This is a genomic window from Geopsychrobacter electrodiphilus DSM 16401 (assembly GCF_000384395.1).
Taxonomy (GTDB): domain Bacteria; phylum Desulfobacterota; class Desulfuromonadia; order Desulfuromonadales; family Geopsychrobacteraceae; genus Geopsychrobacter; species Geopsychrobacter electrodiphilus.
Window position 1 is genome coordinate 3929686 of the sequence record NZ_ARWE01000001.1, and the last position, 25630, is coordinate 3955315.

At 50.4% G+C, this 25630-nt stretch carries 25 protein-coding genes; 16 read left to right on the forward strand and 9 right to left on the reverse strand.

The window, feature by feature from the left end:
- The first annotated feature begins 84 nt into the window (after positions 1-84).
- From D888_RS25015 to D888_RS22430, 9 genes are all read left to right on the forward strand, one after another.
- A complete protein-coding gene (locus tag D888_RS25015) occupies positions 85-297 on the forward strand; it encodes a lysozyme family protein (protein ID WP_083928913.1) in 213 nt (70 codons plus the stop codon).
- A gap of 260 nt (positions 298-557) precedes the next feature.
- Positions 558-971, forward strand: a complete 414-nt coding sequence (locus D888_RS22415; protein WP_020678076.1) for a lytic transglycosylase domain-containing protein — start codon at positions 558-560, stop codon at positions 969-971.
- Complete coding sequence (locus D888_RS0118580; RefSeq protein WP_020678077.1) at positions 968-1699, forward strand: hypothetical protein; 732 nt, start codon at positions 968-970, stop codon at positions 1697-1699. Before D888_RS22415 ends, D888_RS0118580 begins: the two co-directional genes overlap by 4 nt.
- Entirely contained in the window at positions 1671-3047 is a 1377-nt protein-coding gene (locus tag D888_RS0118585) for a type IV secretory system conjugative DNA transfer family protein (protein WP_020678078.1), read from the forward strand. Before D888_RS0118580 ends, D888_RS0118585 begins: the two co-directional genes overlap by 29 nt.
- Positions 3037-4533, forward strand: a complete 1497-nt coding sequence (locus D888_RS0118590; RefSeq protein ID WP_020678079.1) for an HD domain-containing protein — start codon at positions 3037-3039, stop codon at positions 4531-4533. The genes D888_RS0118585 and D888_RS0118590 overlap by 11 nt, the downstream gene beginning before the upstream one ends.
- Positions 4530-5339 carry a conjugal transfer protein TraF gene (locus D888_RS22420; protein WP_020678080.1) on the forward strand — a complete coding sequence of 270 codons (810 nt, stop codon included), beginning with the start codon at positions 4530-4532 and terminating at the stop codon, positions 5337-5339. Before D888_RS0118590 ends, D888_RS22420 begins: the two co-directional genes overlap by 4 nt.
- A complete protein-coding gene (locus D888_RS0118600; RefSeq protein WP_020678081.1) occupies positions 5320-5787 on the forward strand; it encodes a hypothetical protein in 468 nt (155 codons plus the stop codon). Before D888_RS22420 ends, D888_RS0118600 begins: the two co-directional genes overlap by 20 nt.
- The gene (locus tag D888_RS22425; protein WP_020678082.1) at positions 5759-7228 is read left to right on the forward strand and encodes a conjugal transfer protein TraH; all 1470 of its coding nucleotides are present in this window, start codon (positions 5759-5761) and stop codon (positions 7226-7228) included. Before D888_RS0118600 ends, D888_RS22425 begins: the two co-directional genes overlap by 29 nt.
- A 13-nt stretch (positions 7229-7241) precedes the next feature.
- On the forward strand, positions 7242-7622 hold the full coding sequence (locus tag D888_RS22430) for a hypothetical protein (RefSeq protein ID WP_020678083.1): 381 nt from the start codon (positions 7242-7244) through the stop codon (positions 7620-7622).
- A 314-nt stretch (positions 7623-7936) separates the two neighbouring features.
- On the opposite strand, the gene D888_RS23440 is transcribed toward D888_RS22430, so the two are convergent.
- The 9 genes from D888_RS23440 to D888_RS0118660 all read right to left on the reverse strand — a co-directional run bounded on the left by D888_RS23440 (position 7937) and on the right by D888_RS0118660 (position 18343).
- Positions 7937-8353, reverse strand: a complete 417-nt coding sequence (locus D888_RS23440; RefSeq protein ID WP_020678084.1) for a hypothetical protein — start codon at positions 8351-8353, stop codon at positions 7937-7939.
- Positions 8354-8355: 2 nt separating this feature from the next.
- Entirely contained in the window at positions 8356-9270 is a 915-nt protein-coding gene (locus D888_RS0118620) for a zinc dependent phospholipase C family protein (protein WP_020678085.1), read from the reverse strand.
- Positions 9271-9723: 453 nt separating this feature from the next.
- Positions 9724-11285, reverse strand: a protein-coding gene (locus D888_RS22440) for an IS3 family transposase (protein WP_156827136.1) whose coding sequence is annotated in 2 segments (ribosomal slippage) — positions 9724-10811 and positions 10811-11285 — 1563 coding nt in all. Because the reading frame shifts where the segments join, the coding sequence is not laid out codon by codon here.
- A 218-nt stretch (positions 11286-11503) separates the two neighbouring features.
- Positions 11504-13585 (reverse strand): anti-phage 6A-MBL system cap2_3 protein, encoded by a 2082-nt coding sequence (locus tag D888_RS0118635; protein WP_020678086.1) that lies wholly within the window; start codon positions 13583-13585, stop codon positions 11504-11506.
- Positions 13578-14741: an anti-phage 6A-MBL system MBL-fold protein gene (locus D888_RS0118640; RefSeq protein ID WP_020678087.1), complete on the reverse strand. Its 1164-nt coding sequence runs from the start codon at positions 14739-14741 to the stop codon at positions 13578-13580. The genes D888_RS0118635 and D888_RS0118640 overlap by 8 nt, the downstream gene beginning before the upstream one ends.
- Complete coding sequence (locus D888_RS0118645; protein ID WP_020678088.1) at positions 14734-15462, reverse strand: hypothetical protein; 729 nt, start codon at positions 15460-15462, stop codon at positions 14734-14736. Before D888_RS0118645 ends, D888_RS0118640 begins: the two co-directional genes overlap by 8 nt.
- Positions 15463-15803: 341 nt before the next feature.
- Entirely contained in the window at positions 15804-17066 is a 1263-nt protein-coding gene (gene umuC, locus D888_RS0118650) for a translesion error-prone DNA polymerase V subunit UmuC (RefSeq protein WP_020678089.1), read from the reverse strand.
- The gene (gene umuD / locus D888_RS0118655) at positions 17063-17494 is read right to left on the reverse strand and encodes a translesion error-prone DNA polymerase V autoproteolytic subunit (protein ID WP_020678090.1); all 432 of its coding nucleotides are present in this window, start codon (positions 17492-17494) and stop codon (positions 17063-17065) included. Before umuD ends, umuC begins: the two co-directional genes overlap by 4 nt.
- 147 nt (positions 17495-17641) lie before the next feature.
- Positions 17642-18343 carry an SOS response-associated peptidase gene (locus tag D888_RS0118660; RefSeq protein WP_245555028.1) on the reverse strand — a complete coding sequence of 234 codons (702 nt, stop codon included), beginning with the start codon at positions 18341-18343 and terminating at the stop codon, positions 17642-17644.
- A gap of 644 nt (positions 18344-18987) precedes the next feature.
- Here D888_RS0118660 and D888_RS0118670 point away from each other — a divergent pair.
- From D888_RS0118670 to D888_RS22455, 7 genes are all read left to right on the forward strand, one after another.
- Entirely contained in the window at positions 18988-19392 is a 405-nt protein-coding gene (locus tag D888_RS0118670) for a single-stranded DNA-binding protein (RefSeq protein ID WP_020678093.1), read from the forward strand.
- Positions 19393-19497: 105 nt separating this feature from the next.
- On the forward strand, positions 19498-20517 hold the full coding sequence (gene bet / locus D888_RS23445) for a phage recombination protein Bet (protein ID WP_020678094.1): 1020 nt from the start codon (positions 19498-19500) through the stop codon (positions 20515-20517).
- 435 nt (positions 20518-20952) lie between these two features.
- Positions 20953-21225 (forward strand): hypothetical protein, encoded by a 273-nt coding sequence (locus tag D888_RS0118685; RefSeq protein WP_020678096.1) that lies wholly within the window; start codon positions 20953-20955, stop codon positions 21223-21225.
- 92 nt (positions 21226-21317) lie between these two features.
- Positions 21318-22283 carry a hypothetical protein gene (locus D888_RS0118690; protein ID WP_020678097.1) on the forward strand — a complete coding sequence of 322 codons (966 nt, stop codon included), beginning with the start codon at positions 21318-21320 and terminating at the stop codon, positions 22281-22283.
- 230 nt (positions 22284-22513) lie between these two features.
- A complete protein-coding gene (locus D888_RS22450) occupies positions 22514-22708 on the forward strand; it encodes a hypothetical protein (protein ID WP_020678099.1) in 195 nt (64 codons plus the stop codon).
- 398 nt (positions 22709-23106) lie between these two features.
- Positions 23107-24036, forward strand: coding sequence for a CbbQ/NirQ/NorQ/GpvN family protein (locus D888_RS0118710; RefSeq protein WP_020678101.1), 930 nt, complete (start codon positions 23107-23109; stop codon positions 24034-24036).
- Positions 24037-24508: 472 nt separating this feature from the next.
- On the forward strand, positions 24509-25519 hold the full coding sequence (locus D888_RS22455) for a DUF3150 domain-containing protein (RefSeq protein WP_020678102.1): 1011 nt from the start codon (positions 24509-24511) through the stop codon (positions 25517-25519).
- The last annotated feature ends 111 nt before the right edge of the window (positions 25520-25630 follow it).

Below are 25630 nucleotides of genomic sequence, written 5' to 3' on the forward strand. Positions count from 1 at the left end.
ATTTCCACTGTGGGAAAATCCATCTGATAAAACTCTTCATTTTGCTTCCAAGAGGCCGGCCAGGGGTACGAGGTCTCACCTTGGTTGCCCTGGGCGATCACGGAGGCTGACAGCAGCTTGAATCATCCTGCTGTGTATCAGAACTATAACGGCACAGTCGATATCGGACTGATGCAAATCAACTCAGCCTGGGCAGACCAACTCGGCAAGATTCGGAATTATTTGGATGGTCCCTGCACCCATGTCATGGCAAGTGGGTATTGCGCCAGGCCTACGGCTACGCCTAGAGAGCCATAGGCTGTTATCACAGCCTGACACCTGAACTAAGGGATGCCTACGTTTTGCAAATGTCCTTCTTGGAACCGGCCAGAGGGAGGCAATAATCCCTCCCGAGCTACTCACCAAATATGACCTCGCTGTACCTGCAGCAGCCCTTGCCATCAAGGAGGCAGTCTCCCGCACCGCGCTACAGAGTTTCCATGGGTGACAGGCGAATTAACCTGACACCTACCCCCTTCCCTCATTTATAGGACGACCCCTTTTTGAGGCTATGTCTTATGGCAAAACTGTTTCTTGTTCTCTATTTTACGTTGCTCCCCGCATACACCAACGCCTTCTGCTTTCAGGAGGCAGGACAGCGTTATGGGGTATCGCCTGACCTGCTACAAGCCATAGCCAAAACTGAAAGCAACCTCAACCCGTCCGCAACGAACTACAACAGCAACGGCACAGTCGATATCGGACTGATGCAGATCAATTCAATCTGGACGGCTCAGCTTGGGCCGACCTGGGACTACCTGTTCGATCCATGCACAAACGTCATGGCAGGAGCATGGATTCTGAACCAGTGCATCAGGGACTACGGTTCCACCTGGCAAGCGGTCGGCTGCTACCACAGTCGGACGCCGACCAGACGAGACGCCTACGCCGCTAGGATCGCACATATTCTCAAGACAGAGGGTCGACCGTGATCCCCCGCGACCTCCTTAAGAGGTACAACCTTCCCGAAGACCAGGCTGCCGATGCTATTGAAACGGCCATTTCGCGCACCCTTTCTGCCATGCTCAGGATGAACGTTTTGGTGAGGCTCGATGAAAACCTCGAAGTCATCGCCATAAACCAAAGACTCGCAGACGCAGAACCAATTCAAATCGATCCCACCGGAATTTCCAAACAGGGCCAGCGACAGATCCGGCGTCAAATTGCACTGGAGCTTGAGAAACGCCTGGCTCTCCACGAATGCAACCATCTTCATTCTTTGCGAGGGCAGGTCATAAAGGGAGAAATCCGCAAGGTCTCCACAAATGGCGAAGTCACTGTTGCCCTGGAAGTGGACGATCACTTTCGACAGCTCACCCTGACCGGTGTCTGCCCTGCCCGTTATCTACCGCCAAAGGAACGAGGTTGCTTCTATCTCGGAGAAATCAGGGCGTTCCTCGTCACCAGTGTCCTGTCCGTACAAAAACGAGGACGCTATAAGGTTCAGATTCGACTGAGCAGAACATCAAAAGCCCTGCCCGAGCTGTTGCTGCGACAGACAACCAGCTTACAAGGTATCCGCTGTCTGAAACGAATCGCCGGAGCTTTCTGTGAAATAGAAACCGTCAAATTTCTTCCCAGGGACGCCATCAATGCTGTTGGAGAGGAACTGAAGGAAAGGATTATCGTTCGTGTTCTGGAATCGAAAAAAAACGCCTGAACCAAGCACCCTGATCGGTACCGGGGTCTGTCTGGACAATCCCGCAAAGATTATCCCTATCAAACTGTCCGACAGCCATCGCAAACGCCATACCTTCGTCTTCGGCACAACAGGCGTCGGCAAAACCCGCCTGGCCGAACTGATGATCGAACAGGACATCCGGTCCGGGAAGAACATTGTCTTTCTCGATCCGAAGGGAGACCAGCAAATTTTCACCAAGATCTTCGATGTCGCCCGGCAATGCGGAAGAGAAGAGGAGATGCAACTGGTCACACCGATTTATCCAGAATACTCAGCAGTCATCGATCCGCTGGCCTACTACTTCATGCCGGATGAGCTGGTCGGACACCTGGTGGCCGGAATCAAGGACGGCAAGGAACCTTTTTACCGCAACGTCGCTAAGGAAGTGGCTTCGGCTGTCATCGCCGGGAACATCCTGCTGGCCCGCGCTGAAGGTCGCCCTCCCCTCCAGAATATCGACTCTGTACGTCAGGCCATCCGCCGCTCCGCCATGGAAGAGATGCAGCAGGCCCTCGACCGGATCTCGGACCCCGAAGCGCAGTCTGTCGCCGGAATGATTCAGGACATTCTTGAATCGCCGCAGGGTTATTACGAAAAGGTCAGTTCGACCCTCCGCACCTCCCTGAACGAACTCTCCAGCGGCAATATCGGCCAGATCATCGGCAAAGCAGAGTCCAATCAGTTCATCGAACGCATGGAACAGGGCAAGGGCGTCATCCTGGTCGTCCATACCGGGTCGATGATAACCCGTGAAGCCGGGGAAACGCTGGGCCGGGTCGTTCTCTCCATGATCCAGTCTTTCGTTGGCCGGGTCTACCTCTCCGGGCGGCAGAAGATCGACCGTGGACTGTCTATCTACATCGATGAGGCGCAGTCCCTTTTCTACAAGGGCGTTGAAGATCTGTTCGCCAAGTCAGGGTCGGCCGGAGTCATGGTTCAGGCATTCGCCCAGTCGGTCAACCAACTCTATTCTGCCTTGGGTGAGAACGAGGCAAAGTCCATTCTGGACAACACCAATACCAAAATCTTCATGCGCTGCACTGATGCCGAAACATCTGATTACGTCGTGCAGCACTTCGGAACCAAAAAAGTTCTCTCCACCATCTACAACCCTGCCCAGATCACCACCCGTGAAGTCGAGGAGGACGTATTGCGGGTTCAGGACATCCTGAGCCTGCAACCACAGGATTTTTACATGATGACCTACGCTGGACGACATCGAGGCCGGACTTCCATCGTCAAGGACTCTAAACTGACCATCCAGTTTCCCGATGCTCCGGCTATCGTCAAGGCCGACCGCGAACAGGGAGAGCGTCATGCCGTCTGACCTGATCCTGCTGACTGGAGGAGGAGTCTGTCTTGTTCTGGTTGTCTATGCCGGATGGCAACTGCTTCCGCAGCGGTCCCAGGGGGCAAAGAAGGAACGCCGGCTGCTCGAAGAAATCGCCGGACTCTGGACGGGAAAAGGAGATGTGTTTGATTTCCGGGATATCGCCCGGATCTGGCGAATCACTCCCGAAGTCCGCAATGAACCGCCTCCGCCACCGGAGTACACCAGAGAAGAGATCCAGCAGTTTCATTCCCGCTGGGTCAACCTTCCGACCGTGAAGGAGGAAAAGAAGCGGATCATCGAGAATATCCTCTCTATCCTCGATCACAAGGGAGATTGCCCCTCCGTCGTCCAGCGCAACAAAAATGAAGCCGAGAACAAATACGACAAGGACGTTTTTGAGCAGCTGGCCCAGATTCCTCTTTGGCAGCACAGTCTGACGGTCGCAAGCCACCTTGTAGAGAGTATGAAACAGGCGGTGATGATCCCCGATGCCCTGCTCGCCGGGCTGGGCCATGATCTCGGGAAGATTCCTGCCTACCAGGACGCTCTCTATCGGACCGGCGACCATCCCGTGCTGTCTCTCATCGTTCTGAACCGGATTCCGGGTTATGAATCCATGTCGAACACGGACGATGTTTCCCAGGCAATCCGGCAGCACCATCAGCTTGCCCCGGAAACCCCGCTGGGTGTTGCCCTGAAAAAAGCCGACAAAAAAACCAGGTTGGAAGAGATTAGCCGAATGTCTCCGGTAGATAAAGATCTCCCGCTGGAAATGACGGGGGAAGCTGAGGAAGACCTACCCCCCTCCCCCAATAAAGAGGAAACAGGAAAAGTAACACCCAAGATGGGAACAGAGAATCCTCGCCCGCAGAGACAAAAGAAGCAAGCGCAGCAGCCTGCGCGAAACAAACAACCTGCCGTGTCCGAAACGGACGACAAACAGGAACGACTGGCGACTGCACGGAAAAAAAAGACCAAAGAGACGCACGGCTCAGAGTCCAATTCAGATGCAGGACTTTCCGAAACCTTGGACCTCGCCCTCATCCTTGACGCGCTCAGGAAGCGGATCAACAGGGTCGAAAAGGGTCGCTGGTCGATCATCTCGACCCCGGAGGGAGTTGTCCTCTGTCAGCCGGACGCACTCTGGCAGGAGATCAGGAATGTCAGCAAAGAGAGTCCGGAATTACTGGTCGGAGACGCTGATGAAGAAACAAAACGGAAAATCATCGGAGCGGTTGTCAAAAGGATGAACCACGAACTGAAAGCGATTGAGACCAGTCAACTCGGAGAGGGGTATCACACCGCACAATGTCTGGTGATTGCAGCCAATGGCAAGGCGTTCAAAGCCCCCCTTATCCCCTTCCGGCCCGAAGCGTTCAACTGCCTGCCGTCTCAGCTTGAGGTCCCGAAACTACCGAACATTAGGCGGCTGGTGCAGAAGGTGAAGCTACCGAACCAGATACAAAAGGATGAAGCATGATCCGACTCAAGTCCCTCTTTCTGATCGGAGTCTTGATCTGCCTACGCACGACAAACGCTACCGCCTATCAGAATCCTCCTGAGCGTGGTTACTGGTGGTATGAGACACCACCGAAACAGGAGGAGCAAACAGAGGAGGAACAGTCTCCAACGATCCCCGACTACACCTCGCAGCAGATGATGGTGATGGACTCTGACAAGCTGAAGGAATACGCAGAGCAGGTCACGAAAGAAGCGATCCGGGTGCCGAGCGAAGAAAACGTCAAGCGTCACTACCTGGTTCAAGATGTGATCCGGCGCAAGGCCCGGGCGTTCACAAATGTCTCTGAGATGGTCTGGCAGAAATACCCTGAGCTGACGACCGCGAAGGACAACCCCCTAACAGCACCAGGCCGTAACGCCCTGACCAGGGCACAGGTTGAAGAACGTCGGCAAGAACTGGCCCTGGCACGTAAAGATTTCGCTTTGCTCTATCTTCGCTCCGACACCTGTGAGTTTTGCCAGGCGCAGGACCAGATCATACCGCACGTTGCGTCCCGGCTCGGCTGGAAGGTGAAACCGATCAACATAGATACAGATTCGGAGCTGGCAAAGAGGCTGGGGGTTGAAACGGTTCCGACCCTGATTTTGATCAGCAAAGGGTCCCAGGAGTTTTTTCCGGTCACGACCGGCGTTTCATCAGTCACGGAGATCGAATCCCACCTGTTCCGGGCTATCCGCCTGTTGCGTGGTGAAACAACCCCGGACAACTTCAACCTCTACGATTTTCAGAAAGGAGGCGGATACGATGTCCAGAACCGACAATGAAACCGAGTCAGGGTTCCTGGTCTATGAGGGGTTTATGCCTGGAGCTATTGGAGTGTGCCACTTGCGAGTCATCCCCGGGACCAAAAGAACCGTTTTTCTGGCCAGTGAGTTAAGCAACAACCCCGGCCCCAGCGTAACAAACGCCATCAGGGGGATCTGGCTGCAAATCCAGAATAAATTTCCCGGGCTGTCCAAAGACAAACCGCTCGTTATCGAACATTACAATAATCAGGCGATTTACGGAGAGGTTGCTGGTGGCAATCGCTACGCTGAGGCCCGGATCACTCAGGAAGGTATCCAGTGGTATCCCGGCACCTCTGCGACGATTGCAGGCATGGCCGGTATCTCTAAGGCCGATCTTATCGTTAAGACCAGCATCTTGGTTGTCAACACCAGAGCACTGGAACGGGAGGCTCGGAATGAAAAACCGCATCTTTATCTGGTCTAGGATTTTTCTCCTGGCCTGCTTTGTTGCCCTGTTTTTCGGTGGACTGGAACAGGTACAGGCCGGATGGGTCGATGACTGGGTGGCACAGAAAACAGAGTCAGCACCCAGCAGGTACGAGGGACAGGTCAGGAACTACTACACGGCCGGAAGTTTTAACGCCCGGTGGAACACTCGCAATGATTACCTTTGGAGCCTGAGTCTGCCGAAGGTGAAGACCGGCTGTGGTGGAATCGATGCCTTCATGGGCGGCATGACCTTTCTGAACACCGACTACCTGGTGGAAAAGCTTGAACGTATCATGAATGCCGCTCCGGCAGCGGCCTTCGATATCGCCCTGAAGGTTCTGGCTCCACAGGTATCAGATACAATCCGCTCCATGGAAAGCTTATCGTCGAAACTGAACAGCATCCAGCTTGACGAGTGCAAGGCATCCAAGGCGATGGTTGCTACGATTGCCAACCCGTTCGTTTCCAATCCCGCCCAGAAGAAGGAGTTGGGAGCGATCCAGACAGACTGGTGGCAATCAACCGGTGTCGGTGATCTGTGGACCGAATTCCAGAAACAACGTAAAGCCGACAACGACAAACCTGATGCTGCTGCCGCAGCCGGGTCCCTGTCGGGCTGTTCGGCTGAATTCAAGGATGTTTTTGCCGGCGGCAGTGTTCTGGAGAACGTCGCGACAAAGATCGGACTAACCAACAGCGACTATCTGGCCTTGATCCGGGGCTATGTCGGGGACGTGTATATCGAGGCTCCGAACGCCGCCACCGGATTCGGTGCCTACAAGGTGGCCGGAGACGATCCCTGCGAAAAGAACACCGGACTGGACGACTTCATCAACGGCGATGCCGAGGGCCGGGCTGTCGGCGGAGCCTGTACGCCGATCACAGACGCCAACAGCAATCTGCAAATCTATGTGCAGAACCGGATTTACGAGATCAACACCAAATACGCCACTCGGCAGTCCCTCACCGCCAACGATAGAGCTTTCCTTCAAACCATGCCGTTGCCGGTGTCTCTGATCCTGAAAAGTGCCAGAGCCTCCCAGACAGTCGATGCAGAGGTTGAATATCTGGGCAGTGCCGCTGGCAAAGCCTATTCCTACCGTATGCTGGCCGATCTGTTCGCCAAAACCAGCAAGCTGCTCTACACCGCCCAGACCGTTATGGCGACCCAAGACAACCCGACCGGAGCAAACGGGGCCGCAACGTGCAGAATCGAAAACGTCGGGGCTGCATCAAACAGAATCTTGGCCATGATGGGACAAACATCCGACTTGCTCAACAAGGTCCGGGCCGACTATGCAACAACGCTGAACGAAATCAATGCCCTGGAAACTTTCGTCAAGCGCCGTAAAGACTTTTCAAACAGCGTCCGCGCTCAACTAAGAGACAGATTCGGTTCGGGACTTGCGGAACGTGCAACTCAATCAAGTATCTAAAAAGGAGGCAGGTATGGCAAAAGAGCAAAGAAGGCCGAATATCCGGCAGGAGCGCATGGAACGACGGGTTGAAATGGCGAAACGGGATGATGTCGAGGTTGTCCCCAAACGTGCAGCGGAAACCAACGATTTTATCCGCCTGCTGACCAGCAACGACTTCATCATCAACCGGTTGCGACAGCAACTAGGCCGCCGCAACGGAGTCCCGGTTGAACAGGCTGTGCAATTTCTGGAGCGCAACGAAACTCTGCGGCAGGAGATGAACACACTTAACGCCGAGATCTGCGCGTCGATGGGGATGGACTACCGACCTCCCAGGGGGTTTGAGAATCCGCTGAAGGTAAAACCTGAATTGGAAATGGTTGAAGATAGGAAGAAAATCAAGGCAAAGTAAACCATGAAGCCCCCGTAACAGGGGGCTTTTACTGTAATCGTCAACGCAACCATAAATGAACATTTGTGTTCGTTTTGCGCCACCGCTCCCCCTTATGGAGAACGATACAACTTTTACGAACGGGGGTCAGAGTCCTCGAAGTCCATTTTCAAAAAATAAAACACCTGATTGTTGATAAATCGATATGTGCTTTTAATCCTAAGGTGAAGCAAGACCCCCCTGTGAGATAACATATGAGAAAAAGGCCCACCCGATTTTTCGAGTGAGCCTTCTTTGTGTCATATTGATGGTGATCACATTTACAAATGAATCTGTTACTTACAGACTTGCGTAGTTTCTAAAGAAAAGCTACAGGCCCTCAAAATCCCTTCGGCACGAGAGTCGAGCTGCGCTGTACAACCTGCATCTTCCATCAGGACATTTCTTCCTTGTGAATCGCAGAGCAACACTACCGCTTGCAAGCTTTCACATTTTGCTTTCAAAATATAACCCTCAAAGGGGGTCAGCAGACCTGGATCGTCTTCCACTGCCAGGTGGATACATTCCTCCCCGGTTCCGCCAGGAGTGAAACCATAGTCCTCCGGACGTTCGGCAACCCCTTGCACCGCAGAGCTCAATCTGAGCATGGCCGGTCCAAATTCCTTGCTGGCAACGCCGCCGCTATAGGCACACCCCGAAAAGAAAAGAAGGATGGCGACAAATATCGAAGTAACTCGCAGATAATATTTCATTTTCACCCCCAGAAAGTGATATCACCGGTAGTCAGATTGGCTCCGGTGTCGAGATTCCAGTTTTGCACCTTGGCGATTTCAACTCCGTGTTCAACAAAGCGAGATATTTCAAGCCAGACATCCGCAACATTCTCCGCTGCCTTTTGGAATATTTGCTCGTAGTCCATTTTGCCCCCGCCGGGGACATCAAGATTCTTGATGAACTGGTCATCGACAACTTCAGCTGCGAAATAAAGAAATCCTTGACCGGCAATAAAACGCATTACGAAACCTGGTAACCAGCCGCCTTCGTCAGCTACACCATCGACAACACGCTTGAAATTGCGGTGCCACTTGTCGATGTCGGGAGGATTGCGCGAAAAAACTTCGGGATGAACTGCCTTGAGCATTCCCAGCCAAAGCGCTTTAATGTCCAGGTCGAGAGCGTCATCCGTCCCGCAGGCGCAGATGCCGCCCTTCAGGTGTTCCGTATCGGTAATATCACCGACGTTCAAGGTTTGATAGATGAACGCATCCTGATGCATCTCACACACGCGATGCTCTTTTTCGTGCCCTTGGTAATCACCCACTTTCAACTTAACCACGGGATGAATGCTGACATCGGTTACCACGTGGGCGGCATATCCCATCAGCCAAGCCAGACATTGTCTCTTCACCACGCCATCTGGATAATCCCGCAGAATTCGAGCACCTTCCCGAATCATGTCGCCAGTACATTCATAGTGCATCAAATCGGCCCACTCATCGGTAGCCCCATCGAGTAAACTCAAGTAGGGATAGTCAGGACTGACGCTACCGAGTTCGGCGTATTTCGTCAGCCCGCTAATGGCGCGGTGTGCGGTACTTGACAGGTCCTCCAACTTCTTCAAATTCTTCGCGGTTAAAACCATCGTCATGTGTGCAAAAGCGCCCGGCATAATTCCCTCCAACCTGTTTAATTATTCATATAAAACTAAGACGACATGCGTAATCTTCCCTGCGTACCAGATTAAATCTCACCTAGCAAGATGACACTAATCGAAATCCCAAACAAAAAAACCACCAGCAGCTTCGCAGGTGGCTTGTGGTCATCATGTAAGTCCCCCAATTGGCATGCCAAAAATAAAAATTAATTGCAATCTACAGTAATTTAACGGAGACGTCAAAATTGAGGAAGGTCATGGCTTGAGCCCACCATTTGGGGGTAATCGAAATCCACCTACAACAATTCCAAAAGTGCTGCATCCCGATACAGAGTGTTCAATAAATAGCGCAATAAGAGAAGAGCCCATATATGTTAATCGTGCGCTCTTCCTGTGTTACTGATGGTTACATGTGAGAATTCCCGCCATCTACCGGCGGGTGTCAAGATAGTTGTCGCCTCAGTCTCATTATGCCGCTTCGCTACAAAGGTCCTCTTCGGAGGACCTTTTCCGTTCAGGGTTGAGTCGAACGGTTTTGATCGGTTCCCAATTGCGTGTTTGCCGCGTCCATCGACAGGGGTTTTTCTGTCGTGCTTGCTCATAAACCTCTTTTCGCTTGTTCAACTTCAGGGCCTCTCGCCCATAGTGCCGATCATCCGGCGTCACGAAGCGGATCTCGCTGTGCTGGTGCTCGGTGTTGTACCAATGAACGAATGCGTCAACCCACCGTTGGGCCTCGTACTCGGAGGCAAATGGTCGTGATGGATATTCTGGCCGATACTTCAAGGTGCGGAACAGCGACTCAGAAAACGGGTTGTCATTGCTAACTCCAGGACGGCTGAAAGACGGTACGACGCCCAGGCGTTGTAAGGTAACCAGCATGGTGGAACCCTTCATCGGGCTACCATTGTCGGAGTGCAGAACAAGCCCTTTTGGATCGACACCGTGGCGGTGGAAGGCCTCGACACAGAGCAGTGCACTGTTCTGTCCACACTCCTTTGAAAAGACTGTGGCTGCGATGATCTTGCGACTCCAGACATCCAGAATCAGGTACAGATAAAAGAACTGACCGGCGATCGTCGACCTTAAGTAGGTAATATCCCAAGACCACACCTGGCATGGCCCGGTGGCCACTTTCTCACGGGGGCGGCGGTGCGTTGCCGGTCGACAACGTTCCCGGTGAGCCAATTGATTCGCCTCGCGCAAGAGGCGGTAGAAGGTAGATTCCGACCCAACGTACCGGCCTTCATCGGCCAGACGGGGAACGATCTGCTTGGGTGACAGTTCCCGATACTGTGGTGAATTGGCAATTGACATCACTTCCTGCCGCTCTACTGGTGTTAGTTTGTTGGCCGGTACAGTCAATGGGCCATGACGACGATCGTCACCACCCTCTTGATGGGACCACCGCTGAATAGTGCGGTCCGTCAGTCCCAACGCCTGAGCGGCAGGCTTCAACCTAGCGCCACCAAGAATAGCTTCATCGATCAATTCGAGGACCTGCTGCCGCTCTAACGGACGGTGTCGTCGTCCTCGTCCCCCCATATTTCCCGGGCTTTTTTTTTGAGAACCAGTAGCGCTGCGGTTTCGGCCAAAGCCTTGTCTTTGCGTCGAAGTTCCTTCTCCAACTCCTGAATACGTTTGGTCTCGACTCGTTTAGCAGGCTTTGGTTCAAGTCCAACGAGCATCTGATCACGCCACTGCTGAAGCAGAGCATCATGTAAGCCTCGGCTGCGCAAAAAGGCACCAAATTCTTCCTCGGAAAGTGAGGCCGCTTCCAGAACGGCAGACAGTTTCTCTTCGGCACTCCAGTCTTGTGGTCGTTTCATATTGGACAGCCTCTTCATTGATTCCGCAAATGACGGTGGCTCGGCAGGGGTAGAAATATCAATCGTATCAGCTTCACTCACCCATCGGTAGAGTGAGCTGCGTGACACGCCAATCTCCTCAGCCAAAGAGACAGGGCTTGGACCATCTGGATCGGTCATTTTCTGAATCATCAAAGAACGAAAAGCGGGGGAATATCTCATCGGCATGGTGGGGCGTCTCCTCTCTATTTTTATTTGAGGCGACAACTATGCTGACACATGGGGCTACTCATTCGAGCACATTCCACTGCCAGGGTTGGCACGGACTTTCTTTTATCTCAAGAGTGTCTGCATGTTGCCAAGAAAAAAGGGGACAGCCTAGGGGACAAGTTGGCGGCGACCAAATTGTTAAAGTATATGCCCTATCCATCATTTTTGGCTTACAAAGCGATTACATCATCTGGCGAAATGATGAGACATATGGTGGGCTCGTAATTTCTTACAAATAAAAGTTTTTTATAGGTACCATTGTCAGTGTTAGATGCACCTCCGCCGCGTGGGTGACTATGCCATGTGCCAAGGTAAGTTACCTTCCCATTTGTCCTTCTCTCAATTTGTTTAATGTTCCTCTCCAATCCTTCCGTGCCAAGAACGAAAAGATCTCGTTTTTCAATACTGTCAGGTGGTGCATCTAAAAGCCCAGTTATCACAATCGTTTTTGAAAAAAGAAATACTGTTCCTAGCAGAACTCCACCGGTTTCAACTGGGCTTTTTTCACCCATAAGCCTTTTCATTTGTGTGCGGACTTCTTCGGACAGACGTATATCCCATTCTAGATTTTTAACAGACCTAATAATTTTACTTTCGGGGGCAGAAAACAAACTGGTTTCAAGAGAAAAATTTTCGTTGTATTTGGAGATTAGGATTTCTCCGCTACCCGGAAGCCCATCCTCTAGGCTTTTTTGGATTTTCAAACTCATTGTTGCTGCCATAAGTGAGATTCGTGAATCGTCAACAATCATCGTCTGAGAGCTACACCCTTCACCGATACGCACATTATCAATCTGTGAAGCAAATAGGACACCCCTCAGAGATTCATCCTCCAATGTTCGTCGGTACAGGTGGGCCCAGAGGTCAACCAGAAGACACTCTTTTGTTTTGTTTTCCGATAACAGAATCCCATAGAGACCCTGCCCATATAATCCGCCGGAGATTACAGGGGCAATATCGGTCCTACTCATAAAAAACGATCTGACGGATAAGGATGCAGTCGTATCAATTATCAATCTTGAATTACTATAGTCTATGCCAATGGCAGTTCCAGAGTTTGCTTGCACCTCCACACTACTCGCACTGAACATCGAGAGCGACAATAGATCCGCCTTGTTTTGAGCCCATGTGAGGGTTAAGGCATGGCGAGCGCTATTGTGGGGCAAGAAGATATCATTATCGACACATAAAAACGGTCCATTCCCGTTGCGCGTTAAGTGCATACCTATTTTCGAGCCAAGACTACCACAGCCAACTAGGGCAATATTTTTAGATTCTTTGGTTTTGGTTTTGGTGCCTGAAAGCTGTTTCAATAATTCCTGGGATCTAGCATTCAAATGAGAAAGCATTCCAACCGGGGTATCTGGCAGAACCCGTTTTTTCCTTTTCCTCGCTTTGGATTTATGGACTACAAAATTTAAGAATTCAATATCATGCTTTGAATTTATAATTTTAACTGGTCTTCGTATGGATAAAACGATGAACAACTTGTTTTCATTTAAATTTTCTAGGTCAATTCTTTCAATAAACTCCTGGATATCATCAATACCAACTGAGCGTGCATATTCGTAAAATTGGGCAAGGTTCGTTATCTTATTTGGGAGATAACAATCAATTACACGAGGTGTCTTTATGAATACGGTATGTGCTGACAATCTTTTTTGAATATTGCAGAGACCACCCGTGACGATCAGATTTTTTCTTTCCTCGTAATATATAGCCCTGCTCAGATACGAAGTTTCTTTCTCGAGATAGGCATCAAGGACTTCGTTGAGATCGTAGAGCATAAACCCAGAACAATGGTCATTCCGCATTGGCTCCCAGCCTTGGCTGTAGTCTAGCAACTCATTTGAAGCGGCCTTTTCAAGCCAGTCGACCAATTGATTCAAAAGGCCATTCATCCACTCAGATTGCTGCAGTAGCTCTGAGGGATCACCCTCAAAGACGCAAGGATAGACACCCGTCTCCGAAGGGTTGATGTGCGGAAAGCACCTAGGGAAATTGTCTCTCAACTTTATTTTGGGGGCTTTTAAGGGAAATAAGTCAGAAAATAGAAATAAAACCTCCTCCTTGCATTTAACCCCGATATCCGTGATGCCGGCCCTAATGAAACGACTTGGCAAGCCGATGGAAACGACCGATGAAACAATAGCAATTTTGGATCCGCCTGAAGGGGCTATTTCAGAAACTTCTTCAAACGCATTATGTTCTTGTATGTATTGAATTGCTTTTTCAAACCAAAATCTATCCATGAGGATAAGCTTCTTTTGCTGATGCTAGGGCCGCAACTGCAAGCTTAGATTTTTCTTTTATCCCTTTTTTTTGAGGACCAGCCCCAGTTAGGTTGAACTCAAGTGGTTCCGGTTTTTTTTCGCTAGGATTCTCATTTGTACAGATGAACTGTTCCTTCCCAACAATAGTCACATACTCGTCTTTCGCGGATTCACTTGGTGGGTCTTGGTCTGCATCTTTAATGATTTTGCTTTGAGAGATAATAAATGCACCTTCCTTCTTCTGGCTCAAAGCGCTTAGCGCGTCTCCGCAAACCTTAGGATCATCATCGTCTGTTTGGCTGTCATACGAAATGGAGTGCCAGGAGCAGTGGTGAGGGGCAGTGAGGATGTCATACTCAAATATTTCGGGGCTATCCTTGTGCTTTCTCCAAAGTGATTCCCAGACAAGGCACTCTGCGTCGGCAGCCATAAGAAGTTTGTTGGTATATGTTCCTTGCGTGACTGATATTTGCATAACTATACTTTGGCGGTTTTTGTCTGTGAAGCACTCTTCTTCCTCGCCTTGCTGCTTCTCAATCGGGCTTAAAATCAGCCCTTCTAGCTTAGAGGCTATGTCAAAGTTATTTATTTTATTGAAAGTGTCTCCAACCTTGTAATTGATTTCCTCCAGACCGTTTGTTTTTCCGTCAGGGTCTTCTCCAACTATTATTGCCCTGTTTCCTTCGATCTGAATCTCGCCACTTTCTTCGAAGAGCGTTACCCTTCTCTTCATTTCCTTATTGAATACCTTTGCATCATTACACAGGGCGTAAGTGCTTGATGAGGGTTTCCAGAAATTATGACTACTCCAAAGCTCTCTAATGACAATTTTGAGCTCATCGTCTTTGTCATTGTAGTTTTCTAGTGGACCTACATGGAAATGCTCCTCAAAGCCCTTGAGATGATCTTCATGCCTATGAGTCAAAATAAAGGCATCTACGTAAGGCCTGCCATTTTTGTCTTTTGGCAGCCTATCTCTAAGTTCTAGGTTGATATCGCAGTGATCTGCAATAGCATCCTTTACAATAGAGCAATCAATCAAAACCACTGTTTCTTGGGCGTCATTTAATTTCAGTAAAACCATTCCACCGTTTTCAGATCCGACAGGGAAAAATGTGATAGTTGAATTAGCCATTGCCACCCTCCTCTTTCTTAACGAGAAAATCGTTGAAAAGACTGTCTGCATAGTAGAAAGCAAATTTATCGAGAATAATTTTTCTAGATAAATATAAAGCAATAAAAATCATTGCAAAAACAATAAACAAACTCATTGCTTTAAAAGCATTTTCAGATCCATAAATTATTGAGCATCCGATTGATCCAATTGCCCCCCACAACACACCACCGATAAGATTTCTAATAAATCCATAGCGAATATTATATTGGAAAGTCATAATTCCTCGCCCAACATAAGATCGTATATGCCCAACAGCTTCGCGAGCCTGTTGTCGTGCATTTTCGGGGTTCTCTATTTCTTCGGTAATCGAAGAAAATGTACAGCTAAATAAATTTGAAATTATTGATCTTAAAAGCTCTTTTCTGTTTGATGAAATCAAGCCTCCGCTGTAAAGAAGCATTTCCGTAGTAGGGAATCTTTCACCGCCCTTTCCAAAAACATTTTCTTCGATCCAATGTTTTCCAAAACTGCACTGCACCTGAACAAGGGCGATCATGACAATCAAAGAGAGGCTTAGATCAGCCACAACAACCATCCAGCCAACATTCGCAATCAACTCGTTCCAAAATGTATTCCCTAAGAATAAAACTAAGAAATGAACAAGGGGTGTAACCGATAAAAATGTTGGTATATACCTCGCCTTCACCTCGTATTCATCCCACCATGTAGGCTTGCTCATCTTGAAGCGTCTCCTTTGTCTATCGAAATAAAATACAAAAGGGTTCTACCCCGAATTTACGGGCACTTCAAGATAGCCTATGTTTCTTATTGAATTCTTACAAGTTATCTCACTGTCACATGAATCATTCATTTTGACTAAATTCAATATTCTTGAATGTCCTGCCTGATAAATAAGAAATCTCGTCGTTAGGATTCCTACTCTCTGTACAAGCGGTAATCCTTGACGAAACCTACACAATATAAGAGTATTCATCCCAAGGGGGGCAAATGCTCGCCTATTTAAGCCCGGTCACACACCCCCTCCGTGATCGGGCTTTTTTAAAGCATCTTTTCCGTGACTTATTTTACTGCCGGAATATTATCCCAGCGAGTAGTATAAGCAGGCGAGATATTAGCCTGCTTCATAAACCAATCTTTTGTTGGACGTTGACCGCCGAACCAGACCTTCCCCTTACCACTGTGGTTGATGGCATCTACGGCTTGCATCAATGTGTCATTCTGTTGCCGAGTGGCTTGGCTGTCAAACAGGTTGAGCTGCACATGAACCGGTGAGCAGAAGTCTCCGAGCATGACACCGCCCTTGGCGTAGCGGTAGCCATCCTTCCAGATCATATCGAATAGACGCGTTACCAATCCTAGAATGTTGCGGGTGTCAGAGCTTGGACAGGTTAACTTGCCGGTTGCTGCGTTGTCGTAGCTGGGACCTGATTTGTCAAAGGCGCTGGTGCGGATAAACACATGAACCATGAGCGCAAGTTGGCCCTCGTTGCGGAGCTTCTCCGTGGCCCTGGCCGCGAACTCACAGATACACTCCCTCAAGTCAGCGTAGCTCGTCAGCTTCTCCCCGAACGACCGCGAGCACATGATCTGCTGCTTGGCTGCCGAAGTCTCCTCCAGGTCAATACAACTTTTCCCGTTCAGTTCACAGACCGTGCGCTCAAGAACCACGGAATAGCGTTGCCGAACGCGCCGCGTGTCCATCTGAGCCAACTGCAGGGCTGTGGTGATGCCTTGCTGCTGCAGGCTGAGGGTATGCTTGCGTCCGACACCCCACACCTCTGAAACGTGGGTGATCCCGAGCAGCTTTTTTTGCCGTTGGGTCTCTCTGAGGTCTACCACTCCCTGAGTCGCCTTGAATTTCTTGGCGCCATAATTGGCAAGTTTAGCCAAGGTCTTGGTGGGTGCAATACCAACACAGACCGGAACGCCAACGTGTTGGACCACCGTTGAGCGGATCTTCTGCCCGTACTCGCTGAGTGCTGACATTCCCGAGAGATCAAGAAAGGCTTCATCGATGGAGTAAACTTCGACGTGTGGACTGAACTGCTCCAGCGTCCGCATCACCCGGGCGGAGACATCACCATAGAGAGTGTAGTTAGATGAAAAGACCTGAATACCATGTCGCTTGATCTGGTCGATCACTTTGAACAGGGGCACGCCCATCTTGATCCCCAGGTCCTTAGCCTCTTGGCTGCGGGCGACAATGCAACCATCATTGTTAGAGAGGACAACAATCGGGACGTTTTTCAAATCGGGCCGAAATAGACGCTCACAACTGGCGTAGAAATTATTGCAGTCGACGATGGCAAATGTACGGTTCATGAGTGGCGCAGGCTATGGACGACCGTGGTTGCAACCCCAAAGACTTCAAGATCAGCATCTTCAGGTAGGTCGATGGGCGCAAGTAAACAGTTCATCGGGACCAGTCTCATCTTGGGTTTCGTTTCCAGCATTTTAACCGTCAACTCACCATTCACTGAGACGATCACAATGTCGCCATGAGACGCGCTAATGGATCGATCAACAACCAGAACATCTCCAGGAAAGATTCCAGCTTCTATCATCGAGTCACCCGTCGCCCTAACGAAGTAGGTAGCCGAAGGATTCTTGATGCAGAGGTCATTGAGATCAAGTTTCTGTTCACAATAATCGGTAGCTGGGCTAGGAAAACCTGCCGCCACAGCGTCTGAGAATAACGGGATGTCAAGTTGCTCAAACTCCCCACTTTCACCGACATTTACAACTGACATTGCCTCTCCTAGTCTCCAGTCCTAATGCTTTACAAACAGCTAACAACACCTATTGTCATCTTAAGTCACTACGGTGCGACATGGGGCATTATTTTCAGGAAAATAGATGGAAGCGCTTGGACTGGACGATAGCCAATAGATTATCTGCTAAACAGGCAGGATACAGGCAGGAGAATCTGTGCTGACATGATTCACCGTATTGGCAACGACATACTCCTCAAGCAGATCGGATGGATAAGGCAGGAACAGTTCAGCGAGATTAGCAATATCGTTATTGTCACGACTCAGCCAGCGATTGAACTCGTCGTTGTGCAGGAGCACGGGCATTCGGTCATGAATCTTTTTCACCAGAGCGTTGGCAGTCGTCGTCAGTACCGTGCATGTTTCAATGAGCTCACCTGTTGGTGATTTCCAGCTCTCCCACAGACCCGCCATCGCCATGAGATCGCCGCCACGAAGTCTTATGTAATGGGGTATTTTTTCTTTCCCTACCTTTTCCCATTCGTAGAACCCACTTGCCGGGATAAGGCAGCGCCTGGTGCGCAATGCTTGTTTGAAGGATGGCTTTTCATGTGCGGTTTCACTGCGAGCATTGATCATCTTGTGGCCGATAGAGGTGTCTTTCGCCCATGAAGGAATCAATCCCCATCGTAGTTGCACCAGTTCTCGAGTTTCAGCTTTGTTCTGTCGAACAGCAACGACCTGCTGACTTGGGGCAATATTGTACCGATGATTCAATACTGGTGGAGAGGTCAGCCGGTAGGCGTCCATTAACTGATCAGGAGATGCTTCTAGTACAAATCGGCCACACATGGTTTTGAGGATAGTAGTAATCTCAAGGATGCGCAACGATGAAGCTTAATTTTCGAGATGTATCTGTCGCCAAACTCCCATGCAGGTAAAAAGGGTTGCCAGATCATCGGCTGTTTTATTCAGAGAACCTTTCAAAGGGTCAACTCTGAGCCATTGCAATGGGTACATTTAGATGGTCCTTTTTCTCAGCATCCGCCCACCCCGAAAACCCGGTCGTTTCAGGGCGGGGAAAAGCTAGAAGATGCATCGGTCTTGACAGAAACAAAAAAGATCTTAAAATAGAAGTCATTATTCCACTCTATTTTTTAGAGACTTCTGCATTGCAGAACAAACTTTCAAGGAAAGCCCTTGATCGAAAAACCCCAGGCATGGGACGTATCATTACAGGGAGAAACCGAAGCCCGGTGATCCAATCCACACGCAACCGTGGACTCCCCTGTATGCTGTAACGCCGCACCACATTTCCACCGTGGTTTTTCTTGACGGCTGACAGTTTTATCGTGCGATTTTTCTCACAGCGCACTCACATACCCAATATCCAACCTCACCCGTTTTGGCGACTGCCTCAATGGGTTTTTTCATATCTGCACATCGACCCATCCCTGCCGGGAGGAGAAATCTTCCCCGTCGTGGGGTGGACTCCTTTTGGCTGGGGAAACCCAACAGAAAGGAGAAACACGATGTACAACAAGGTTCAACTGATTGGCAATTTAGGCAAAGACCCCGAACTGCGCTACACCCCTTCCGGGACTGCTGTTGCAACATTTCCACTGGCAACATCAGAGAAGCGCAAAAGCAAAGACGGGGAAGTCGTTGAAAAAACGGAATGGCATAAGATCGTCACCTGGCGCTTACTTGCTGAACATTGCCACGATTATCTTCTGAAGGGACGACTGATCTTTGTCGAAGGCAAGATCCAGACGCGCTCCTATGAAGACCGAGACGGAAACAAACGTTACGTCACGGAAATCATCGCTGACCAGGTAAAATTTCTGGAAAAATGCGAAATCCAAACAGGAGAATCATCACCCGCCCTACATCAGTCAAACGACAATGGCTGGACCGATGAGGACCCTCAATTCTAATCTCTGATCAACAGTTGTAACCCACCCCGCAGGGGAGACATTCTCTCCCTGCCAGGGGAAAACTGTCTCCCCTGTTCGGCATCAGCCAACAGAAAAGGAGACATTATGACAACGCAACTCGCCATCAGAAGCAATCAAGCCACTTCTCTGTCTATTCTGGACGAGGAGAAGATCACACTTGTCAAAAGAACAATCTGCAAAGGGGCCACCGATGATGAGCTTCAGCTCTTCGTCAACCAGTGTAACCGCACCGGCCTTGACCCCTTCTCCCGACAGATCCACGCCATCAAACGCTGGGACTCAAGTGAACAACGTGAAGTTATGTCCATTCAGACCTCGATTGATGGTTTCCGGCTGATTGCAGAGCGTACCGGCAAATATGCTGGTCAGCTCGGCCCTTTTTGGTGTGGGAAAAATGGAGACTGGCAAGAAGTATGGATTCAAGATGCACCTCCGCTTGCTGCGAAGGTTGCTGTTTTACGGTCCGATTTCAAAGAACCCCTTTGGTCCGTTGCACGGTTCAACACCTACGCGCAAAAAACCAAGAAGGGAGAACTTACTCGTTTCTGGAGATCCATGCCCGATCTGATGATCGCCAAGGTTGCTGAAGCACTGGCCATCAGACGAGCCTTCCCACAGGAATTGTCCGGCCTTTACGTCGAAGAAGAAATGGACCAGGCTGGCCCTTCTGTCGAGAAATCTCCATCGAACACGAACAATCAGACTCCCTCCTTGTCAAACACTCCGCCACCAACCGATCCCAGAGAAGGTGAAATCCTGATCTCCAACGGTCAGATCAAAACCCTGGAGCGAATGGTGAAGGAAGCAGGAGCGGACCAGACAAAATTTCTTAAATATCTGGATATCAGATCTTTCGAGGAATTGCCGCACAGCCAGTACACACAGGCTATTGACGCTCTCAAGCGGAAGCAGGAAGGAAAACCGATCCAGCCGCCGCAGAGTATAGATGCTGTCCTGTCTGCGCTGGCGGCCCACAAGATCGAAGCAAAGCTGTCCGAAGATGGAAAAACCATCTATGCAGACTCCTATGAACATCGGAATCTGCTTCGTCAGATGGGTTTCCGTTGGGACAAATCCATGAAGAGCTGGTATCTGACCGTCTAACATCGACCGGCAGCACCAGATAACTGAACGATCCACCCTTCACCGGGGAGACAACATTCTCCCTAGTCGGGGTGTGCCCTGTCTCCCCTGTGCTCAACACAGACAAGGAGACAAAACCATGATCGAAAACACCATTTACGCACTCGCCAATGTCCGCATCAAAAACATCCTGACCGGCACTATCCTCGGCTCCTGCATTGTTGCTGCTGTTTGCATCGCAGGAGGTTCGATGTGAGTCGTCCAGGACGATTAATACCTACTGTCACCAGAGGAAAAACATTTCACGATCATCTGACCTGTGAAACCTGCCTGACCAACTTCCCCGTAGGGGTTGACGGAAGAGCAAGATGTAACAGCCACAAGATTGCGAAATGCCCCTGGTGTCGTCCTGATTCCCATCCCTGGAAAGCTGGACGAGGTATTTAGGAGGACTTGATGAAAACGAAACTTTATCGCATCGAAAGAATCAGTGAGAGTTGGGAACGACGTATTGTTGCAGGAGGGTTTGTCCAGCATCGGGAGATTTATCAGGATGGAAGCAGGGGGCCGTGGCAGTTTTACGTCTCCAGCTTCGACTCCACCCCGGCTGGTCAATATGGAACCTGTGAAGTTGCAACAATCAACGGCCTCACCACAGTCCCAATCGACCCTGACAATCATATCAAGGTCAATCGCCGCTGGCATAGCCGTAGGCATTGGGACCACTAATCACCTACAAACAACACCAACCCCACGGGGCGGATCAGACATCCCCTCGCAGGGTTTTCTGTGTCCGCCCCATCTTTTGACGGGAGACGGACATGAGCAAACTTCAGATATTTCTCGAAAAAGCACTTCGGGAAAATTCCAAAAATAACAGCAGCCATCTCGGGGACCGCAGCAAGTATGTCGGAGCATCTGACATCGCAGGCTGCCCCCGCAAGGCTGTCATGAGCAAATTCCAGCCGGAAGACTTCGATGCAAAAACGCTGCTGCGTTTCTCTCGGGGTCATGCGGCAGAAGATCTGATCGACGGTATCTTTCGGGCTGGTGGTCTAACCCCGCAGCGCGAGGTTGAGCTTTTCCACCCGGACTATCCGGAGATCAAGTGTCACATCGACTTTCTTTTTAACTCAAAAACCAGCGGTCGCTATCATGTCATGGAACTGAAGACGACCAACGGCCTCCCGGATGCCCCCTATGAAAGCTGGGTTAATCAGCTCCACGTCCAGATGGGATTGCTGGAACTGGATAAACCTGGTGTACCTATCGGAGGCAGCATCCTGGCGGTCGATCTAAATGCTGGTGAATGGAAGGAATTCAACTCGTTCACACCGAACAGGATCTTGTTTGATGCCATGATTATGAAAGGGCGTCATATTCTGTTTTCACTCAACTCCCCGGAAAACGCTCAGATCGAACCCGGCATCCTGTGTGGATACTGTTCCCAGCGAGGAACCTGTCCTGCCTTTGCCGGTGACGAGATCGAGATCCCGCAAGAAATTCGGAATCTCGTTGCGCGGTATCTGGAGAAGAGTGAAGGCAAGAGATCTCTGGACAAGGAAATCAAAGGACTTAAAAACGAAATCCTTTCCTTTACCGGGACAAACTTCAAGGGCCATGCTGACTTGCTTCAGATTTGTGCAAGTGAAGTCGGCCCCTCTGAAGCAGTGGACTCAAAACGGCTCAAAGAGGCGTTCCCGGAAGTCTACGACCAAGTAAAGAAGGAACGAGCCGGATTCACCCGGCTTGATGTCGCCAGAATCAGAAAACAGGCTGCTGCCTGATCTACCCCATACGGGGCGCTTACGCCGCCCTCATAAGGGACCCTCCTTTTCGGGGCGGCGTTATTGCGTCTTCGGAAAGGAAGAAACATGCTGAAAGACAAAACGCTACTACTGTTCATCTTTCTGTGTCTGGTGCTGTTTGCCTTGATAGTAACTCCCAGATCCAAACAGAACTACGATCAGTTTGCAAAAACTTATAAAACCTATCGCGAGATGCAGGAGGTGGTGCCATGGTCGCACTGACGAAACACGCCGCCAACCGCATCCTGGAACGTGAAATCCCTTTCGAGGCCATAGAAGCCTGCCGAATGGTTGCACCGATTCTGAACAAGAACCCTTTGAGGTTCCGTTATCGGGATCTGGTTATTGTCGCCAGAAAAGCAGGTGGTTCCCCCCGGATTATCTCTGTCTGGAGGGCGGAATGAAGCTCGAACCAGGGATGTTGATAACTACGAACTATAGCGGCCCATATCGTATCAAGAAAGTTATACGGAATTGCACGTGCCAGTCTTATCTGGACACGATCAATCACTTATCATCTCCCAGTCAGCCCCATATCCATTTGGTCTGTACACGACCTGACGGCACCGGGGAGTTTTTTTTGAACCGCTGGGATGAAACCTCTCTCAAGAGCCTCCAACGAACCTGTTGTGGGGGGAAGAAAGAGGTCGCTCTCGACTGGTTGACAGTCCTGGAAAATGACCAGCCTGTGCAAGGAACCCTATTTTAACTTAACACCCACCCAGACCCGGGAGGAGACAACCTCTTTCCCGGATGGGGAATTGTGTCTCCTTCCGGTCACTTATCGACAAGGAGAAGACACATGCACGAAAAACAATTCAGCATTGCAAAGACCTTCGCCCTGGCAGGACTTCCCGAGGAATTGATGATTCGCGGCTTTGCCGAACGGACTGCTTTTGTCCCAGGCATCGACCCGGACTACCAGTTTCGCAAGGAACTCCTTTCAGACCTTCTTGCCTGGCACATGCTTGGCGGAATCGAAGGACTTTACCTCTCCGGCCCCACCGGGTCCGGAAAATCCACTCTGATTACCCAGGTTGCCGGCCGTTTGAACATCCCTGTTCAGCGGGTCACCGCTCACAGCCGGCTGGAAACGCCAGAGCTGATCGGTCATTACGCTCTGGTTGATGGCTCCATGTCTTTTACGGACGGTCCTCTCACCACAGCAATGCGGGAAGGACACTGGTTCCTTCTCGATGAGATCGATCTGCTCGATCCGGCAACTGCGGCCGGTCTCAACGGGATTGTCGAAGGTTCGCCTCTGGTGATCCCCGAGAAGAACGGTGAAATGGTAAATCCTGCTTACGGTTTCCGTTTCATTGCAACCGGAAACACGGCAGGAGCCGGGGACCAGACAGGGCTCTACCAGGGGACCATGCGTCAGAATCTTGCTTTTCTGGACCGCTTCTGGATGGTCGAAGTTGGCTATCCCGAACAGGAACAGGAGAAACTGATCTTGGCAAAGATTGCCCCCGGTATCCCTGAAGGTGTCAGAGACGGAATGATTGCTTATGCAACTGAGGTACGGAAACTCTTTATGGCGGGACAACTCGAAGTCACCCTCTCCACGCGGACCCTTGTTCGGTGGGCGAAAATGTCGGAATTCTTCCGTCCGCTCGCCAACCTGGGGAAAAATCCGCTGCATCACGCACTGGAACGGGCACTGACCTTCCGTGCAGAACCCGAAACCCGCAGTTCGCTGGCAGAAATCGCCCAGCGCATTTTCGGTTAAGAGAGGAAATTATGCTTATCCATTTGAGATACATCAATCCAGACGGCAGCACCAAGGACTGGATCGGTGAAGCCAGCGACAGGGGAGTTAACATTTCCTGGGGAAGAACAGGATTAGTCCGACAGGGACTGTTTTTACCTCCCGATAAGTGTCGAACTAACCAACAACAAGAATTACAAAACAGGGCAGAGAAGAAGATCAAAAAGGGATACCGGCCCATTCCAACCTTAAAGGTGGAAGGACACCCGGATCCGTCTTCGCCTACACCACCTACACCGTCTACACCATCGGTTCCATCCAAAGCTGCCAGTGCACTTCGCCAATGGACGAAGGATACCAACAGTTCATGGTTTTAGATGGAGGTAGGTAATCAAACAATCTGATCGACACCCAATCCCGACACGGGGGAGACATTCTCCCCTGACGGGGTAGGTGTTTCTCCTGTGTCCTTAATTGACTAGGAGAAAACACCATGTTCGATCTACTTCAAAAGCTTATCTGTTTCAGTCTCGATGTCCACATCTGGAGTGGCAGGAAGAAACTCACTCCCGCTGATCTGAATCTGGACGGGGAAGAGATCCCCCCTGAAGAACTTGCATCTTTGGGAGCTAAAAAAATCTGTCACCCCGTTCTGCTGAGCCGGTTTCAAGCTTTGCGGCGTCGTGCCGAACGCATCTGTGAAGCAGCAGGTGTTCGCTTTCTGGGCGGCTTTGCCATCCCGGAAGAGAAGGCGCAGGAAGTCGCAAGGGAACTGGAAGCGGTCGCAGTTGATTTTGAGGCTGAGAAACAGGAATTCCTAAAATTCTATGCCGAGAATATGCAGGCATGGCTAACAAACCTCCCGGATCGCTGGCGGACAATGGTGGAACAAGCCGTTGAGTCGCCCGAACATGTTGCCACCCGCCTGTCCTTCGGATTCCAGACCTTTCAGGTTTCTGGTGTTGAAGGGCTGAACAGCGGTCTTGAAAAAGCCGCGAACGGACTTGGTGATCAGCTCTTCCGGGAAATAGGTCAGGCATCCCGTCTGGCCTGGAGTCAGTCTTTCGAGTCACGGACAAGGGTAAGCCAGAAAGCTTTGCGGCCGATCCGCAGCATCCTCGAAAAAGCGAAGGGGCTAGTCTTTGTCCAGCCATCGCTGGGACTGCTGATTACCAGTATTGAACAGGAGCTGGACGGTTTGCCAAAGTCCGGCTACATGGAAGGTCGTGATTTTCATGTCCTGGTCGGCATCCTCAACACTCTGTCCTGTCTTGACAATATCAACCTCAATCTCGCGGAAGAACAGAAAGAGACAGAGGGTTCCTCAGATCCGGAGGAATCGACGCTTAAAGAGGATGTGCTGGCAGATCATGAAACGGAAAATGTTTCGGTTGCCAGCGCCCAAAATGCTGCCACCGAAGTTGATGTGGAGCAGGTCTTTGAGCCGATCCCTGAACCGCACCAGAGACAGACAAGCGTCACGTCTCCGGTTGTCTGGTTTTAGGGGCGCGATATGGGCAACCTCACTCTCGAAGAATGTGAAGTCAGCGACTGAACCTTCCTGATATCCCCGCCGTTCCGGGACGTTTGATTTTATCTGACGCCCTGAACGGGG